6 protein-coding genes and 1 riboswitch are annotated in these 4,995 nt (G+C 47.4%); of the genes, 4 read left to right on the top strand and 2 right to left on the bottom strand.

Annotated elements, in window-relative coordinates:
- Positions 1–147 precede the first annotated feature (147 nt).
- The gene (locus tag ACWVCM_RS12930) at positions 148–636 is read right to left on the bottom strand and encodes an RNA pyrophosphohydrolase (protein WP_455202173.1); all 489 of its coding nucleotides are present in this window, start codon (positions 634–636) and stop codon (positions 148–150) included.
- A 58-nt stretch (positions 637–694) separates the two neighbouring features.
- Here ACWVCM_RS12930 and ACWVCM_RS12935 point away from each other — a divergent pair, with 58 nt between their 5' ends.
- From ACWVCM_RS12935 to ACWVCM_RS12945, 3 genes are read left to right on the top strand one after another with little or no spacing between them, the layout of a single operon-like run.
- Entirely contained in the window at positions 695–1,480 is a 786-nt protein-coding gene (locus ACWVCM_RS12935; protein WP_455202174.1) for a histidinol-phosphatase, read from the top strand.
- Positions 1,481–1,500: 20 nt separating this feature from the next.
- Positions 1,501–2,478, top strand: a complete 978-nt coding sequence (locus ACWVCM_RS12940) for a FecCD family ABC transporter permease (RefSeq protein ID WP_455202175.1) — start codon at positions 1,501–1,503, stop codon at positions 2,476–2,478.
- Positions 2,475–3,245 (top strand): ABC transporter ATP-binding protein, encoded by a 771-nt coding sequence (locus ACWVCM_RS12945; RefSeq protein ID WP_455202176.1) that lies wholly within the window; start codon positions 2,475–2,477, stop codon positions 3,243–3,245. The genes ACWVCM_RS12940 and ACWVCM_RS12945 overlap by 4 nt, the downstream gene beginning before the upstream one ends.
- A gap of 41 nt (positions 3,246–3,286) precedes the next feature.
- Here ACWVCM_RS12945 and ACWVCM_RS12950 read toward each other — a convergent pair whose 3' ends face one another.
- Positions 3,287–4,000 (bottom strand): AAA family ATPase, encoded by a 714-nt coding sequence (locus ACWVCM_RS12950; RefSeq protein ID WP_455202177.1) that lies wholly within the window; start codon positions 3,998–4,000, stop codon positions 3,287–3,289.
- Between the two features lie 151 nt (positions 4,001–4,151).
- Positions 4,152–4,381, top strand: a riboswitch (cobalamin riboswitch).
- A gap of 131 nt (positions 4,382–4,512) precedes the next feature.
- On the opposite strand from ACWVCM_RS12950, the gene ACWVCM_RS12955 reads away from it, so the two are divergent.
- Positions 4,513–4,995: TonB-dependent receptor plug domain-containing protein (locus ACWVCM_RS12955; RefSeq protein WP_455202178.1), on the top strand; the 483-nt coding region annotated here is incomplete at its 3' end.

The raw sequence follows: 4,995 nt of genomic DNA on the forward strand, positions 1-4,995 counted from the left end.
CTGAAACTGCATAGCAGACATTTTTTAATTGAGTGAAGCCGTACTTGATATCAGCGCTGGTTTAATTCTGCCAAATTCCCTTTCACATTAAAAAGCAAGTACAGCTAACAGGCCGAGGATTGACAAAAATAATAGTCACCCTATCCATTATTTGTCCTGGTCAGAACAACCCAGAACTGGTGCAAATTCATTTAATGCCTGTAAATAAACATCTCGCTTGAAAGCAACCACTTCCTTGAGCGGATACCAGTAATCCACCCATCGCCAACCATCAAATTCAGGCTTGTCCCCGCGATCCAGTCTTACGTCGTCTTCATCACCTGACAGTCGCAATAAAAACCAGACTTGTTTTTGGCCGACGCAGAGTGGTTTCTCTTCACTTCGAATCAGGCCCTTGGGCAAGCGATACCTTAACCAATCCTGGGTCGCTGCGAGCAGTTCCACCTTCTCTGGGACCAGCCCCACCTCTTCCCAGAGTTCGCGATACAAGGCTTCCTCTGGCGTTTCATCGCGTTTGATACCACCCTGTGGAAACTGCCAGGCATTTTGACCAATGCGCCTGGCCCACAACACCTGCTTCTCGGTGTTACAGAGAATAATCCCGACATTGGGCCTGTAGCCTTCTGAATCTATCACGGTTTAAATCAATAAGTTAGTATCCAATTACCCTGATTCTTCCACAAGCTGCCAATGCATGGCAAATCTGTGGCACACGCCGGGCAACAACCAGCAAAATAGCCTCTGGCGCTCGGGTGACAAAACCTATACCTTTCATTTTAGTAAATTATTTGACGCAACTCTGGCATTCCAAAAGGTTAGCACATTGAATTTAGCGATTTTTGATCTGGACAACACCCTATTGGCAGGAGACAGTGATTATCTCTGGGGAGAATTCCTTATTGAACAAGGACTTGTAGACGGCGAAGAGTATAACCGCGAAAATGACCGGTTTTACGAAGAGTACAAGGCCGGCACGCTGGATATCTATGAATTTCTGGCATTTAGTCTGAAACCACTTTCCGAACACGATATCAGCTACCTGAACCAGTTACACCAGCAGTTCATGGAAGAGAAGATTCGTCCCATCATGTTCCCCAAGGCGTTCGCACTCATTGAAAAGCACAAACAGGACGGTGATACGCCGCTAATCATTACCGCGACTAACCGGTTTGTCACCGCACCAATCGCCGAAGCTTTTGGTATCGATACCATCATTGCAACAGAACCTGAATATATCAACAATCGCTACACCGGCAACGTAGCGGGTACACCCTGCTTCCAGCATGGCAAAGTGGAACGGCTTAATCAGTGGTTGCAGGAAACGGGTATGGACCTGAATGAAAGCTGGTTTTACAGTGATTCACATAATGACATTCCCTTGCTGTCTCTGGTCAGTCATCCGGTAGCGGTAGATCCTGATAGAAGTCTGGAACGACATGCCCGTGAACATGGCTGGAACATCATCAGCCTGCACAGCTAATCTGAAACCGGCTAATTACCGTGGCGCGAAATAAGCTTGTATTGATTGGACTACTAAGCCTGACGCCAGTCGCGATCGCGATGGCGTTAATGGTTGGCAGCGTGCCCATTTCTACTTCGCAGGTAATTAATGCACTCTTCGGAGATCAGGTAACACCATCCACGCAGATTCTTTACGAGCTTCGACTACCGCGTTCTGTCGGCGCTTTTACCTGCGGTGCGTTGCTGGCTATAGCCGGTGTATTGATGCAGGTACTGTTACGCAATCCATTAGCCGATCCATACATTCTTGGCATTTCCGGCGGTGCTGCTGTCGCCACATTGTTTGCGATGTTGTCAGGCATCAGTGGCTGGCTGTTAACAGGAAGCGCATTTGCCGGTTCCTTGTTATCAATGTTTGTCGTATTCGGTCTGGCACAAGCTCGCGGCAGTTGGTCGCCAACTCGATTATTGTTAACCGGTGTCGTGGTAGCCGCTGGTTGGGGTGCCGTGGTCAGTTTTATTCTTGCTATTGCGCCACAACGCAACCTGCACAGTATGTTGTTTTGGCTGATGGGCGATCTTGCCTATGTCAAAACGATATGGCCCGGCTTGCTTATTCTTGTGCTGGGATTGACTTTAGCGCTATTTTCATCCCGCCGCCTGAATGTTTTACTGCATGGTCACATGCAGGCAACCGCGCTCGGTGTTGATGTAAAAAAGTTACGCCTGATGATTTATCTGATTGCTTCATTGATGACAGCCACTGCAGTCACGATTGCTGGCAGTATTGGTTTCGTAGGCTTAATCGTTCCACACCTGGTTCGTTTAACGGGTGTTACGGATCATCGCTGGTTGTTACCGAGCAGCGCTTTGTTGGGAGGAAGTTTGCTGGTCATTGCCGACACCTTTGCGCGCGTCATTATCGCACCACAACAATTGCCAGTTGGCGTCATTATGGCCATGATTGGTGTACCAATGTTTCTGTTTCAGCTGCACCGTAGTAATCAACCGCTATGAGCGCTTTATTTTCAGCCAAATCACTAAAAGTCAGTATCGCAAATCGCAATGTTTGCGATGACCTCAATATATCGATAAACAGCGGTGAATGCTGGGGCGTATTGGGTATAAATGGTATAGGCAAGACTACATTACTGCATACACTGGCAGGCTTACGTGATCCAGACGAGGGCGATATTTATTACCAGGATACAAATATTCGATCGCTTGGAAAAACCGAGTTGGCAAAAAAGCGGGGCGTTTTATTTCAAACCAAGTCCGACCCATTTCCAGCGACAGTGCTGGAAACCGTATTAATTGGACGCCACCCTCACATAGAAAACTGGCAATGGGAATCTAAAAAGGATATTGAGCTTGCCAGAAATTCCTTACAGCAAGTTGATCTTGCTGGAATGGAAGATCGCTACATCAGCTCATTATCAGGTGGTGAACGCCAGCGTGTTGCCATCGCAACGATACTGGCGCAACAACCTGACATCTATTTGCTGGACGAGCCTACCAACCACCTTGATGTACAACATCAGATAAAACTCATGCAGCTGCTTCACAACAGTAATGACCAGCAGGATTCGGCGTTCATCATGATACTGCACGACCTCAATCTGGCCGCAAGATTCTGCGATCATATTCTGATGCTATTTGGCAATGGGAAAGTATTAGCCGGTGAAACAAAAATGCTGTTGACTGCAGAAAATCTTAACGAACTTTATGGCTATCCTATTAAAGTTATCAACGATAATTCGCAGGACGTGTTTTTACCAGGCTGAACGGTTAGTGACAACAACTATAACTTAAGCAAATAGCCAAGTTAAGCAAACTTTTGCGGATCGACAGAGTCATCTTTTGTGCTTTCCAGGCTGTCAGGATCTTCAATCCAGTTAAGCAAGGGTTGCCATTGTTGCCGAAGCAAATGAGTGCGTGAATCTCGCACCTCGTGAATACCTACTCCTTCAACAAATGCATGGACATAGTAGTGGCTGTCACTGAAAGCAGTTACAAAAGGTATATTCACGCCCGACAAAAATCCCTGTAGTGACTGGTAAACCTGGGTGTTATCACAAACGCGGTTTGCAACAACGCCAATCCGCGTTTCATTTCCACTGGATATACTGGAGCGCATTTTCCCAATTACCAGAATTTCTTCGATGAAAGCGGTAGTGGCATGTATATCGATGGGTGATGGTAATACGGGAATCAGAATTATATTGGCTTCGCGCATAAAGTTAGTTAGCTCCTGGCTGTTAAGCGCAGCGGGAGTATCAATAATTACGCGATCTATCTGTGCTGGCATGCGCATTTGCCAGCTACGCGTAATAGTGAGCTTTTGCTTGTGAGCTTCGACGCCATGTATGGGGCTGACGTGCTCAGGCCGAATATCCAGCCATTTGCTAGCCGAAGACTGCGGATCATAATCGAGCAAGGCCGGGTAGGAGCCACGGCTTGCGTAACAGGCCGCAAGATTGGTAGCAATAGTTGTTTTACCACAACCACCTTTGACGTTTAACACCATGATTTTTTGCATCGAACCACTACCCAGAGCGCTTTAGGCGCATTTGAAAAAACTTCGAGGATAAACTTAAACGTTAACCCATAACTCGCTGAAAAACCAGTCACCTGGCGTTGATTAATTTCACAGATTCCCAAATTCCCTTGACAGTGAAAGCACCCAGGTCTACAGTCCTGACTGCTTTTGGTGTTCCAACGGGATTCGCCCGAAGGAATGAAACGGGAAGCCGGTGCATCATTGTACAAATTCGTCTTTGATTAGTCCGGCACTGCCCCCGCAACGGTGATTGAGTTAACAGTAGAATCACAGCCACTGCACTTCGTGTGTGGGAAGGTATCTACCAGGACATCACGTCCACTCATCAGTCCGGAGACCGGCCAGAGCACTCGTAATCGTGTTGCGGAGGGCGACGGCGGCGGGCTGATCTGACAAGCATTCTTGTTTCCTTGGCTCCACCACCAGCAATCCTCTGAACACAACAATAATTATCGGCGCGGGTGAGCGCTTTATTTACTTCAGAGGAATCCATGAATAACAACAATTTAAGCAGCTCTGTTTCCTGTACAGCCATTAATGCATTAGCGTTTTCTGGACTGTTAGCCTTGTCGTCTATTTCCACTGCTGCTGCAGAATCCACTCCCATCGTCGTTACCGCAACGCGCACCGCACAGATCGCGGATCAGACGGTAACACCCACAATTGTCATAACTGAAAAAGATATAGCGTTAAGCCAGTCCAGGGACGTCGCTGAATTACTAAGGTTTCATGCCGGAATCGAATTGAGTCGCAATGGTGGGCCAGGTCAATCCACCTCGGTATTTGTTCGCGGCACAGAGAGCGACCATGTCATCATCATGATCGATGGCGTAAAAATGAATGCCCGCACAGTATCAACCGCGGCCATTCAAAACATGAACCCGGATTTGATCGAACGCATAGAGATCGTTAAAGGGCCTCGTTCATCCTTGTACGGGTCGGAAGGTATTGGTGGAGTCATCAACATTATTACC

The sequence above is a fragment of the Kaarinaea lacus genome, from assembly GCF_975902315.1.

Excerpts from the sequence above, each read along its gene's own strand:
- ACWVCM_RS12935 (WP_455202174.1), top strand. The coding sequence starts at position 695 with ATGGCAAATCTGTGGCACACGCCGGGCAACAACCAGCAAAATAGCCTC.
- ACWVCM_RS12945 (WP_455202176.1), top strand. The coding sequence starts at position 2,475 with ATGAGCGCTTTATTTTCAGCCAAATCACTAAAAGTCAGTATCGCAAAT.
- ACWVCM_RS12950 (WP_455202177.1), bottom strand. The coding sequence starts at position 4,000 with ATGCAAAAAATCATGGTGTTAAACGTCAAAGGTGGTTGTGGTAAAACA.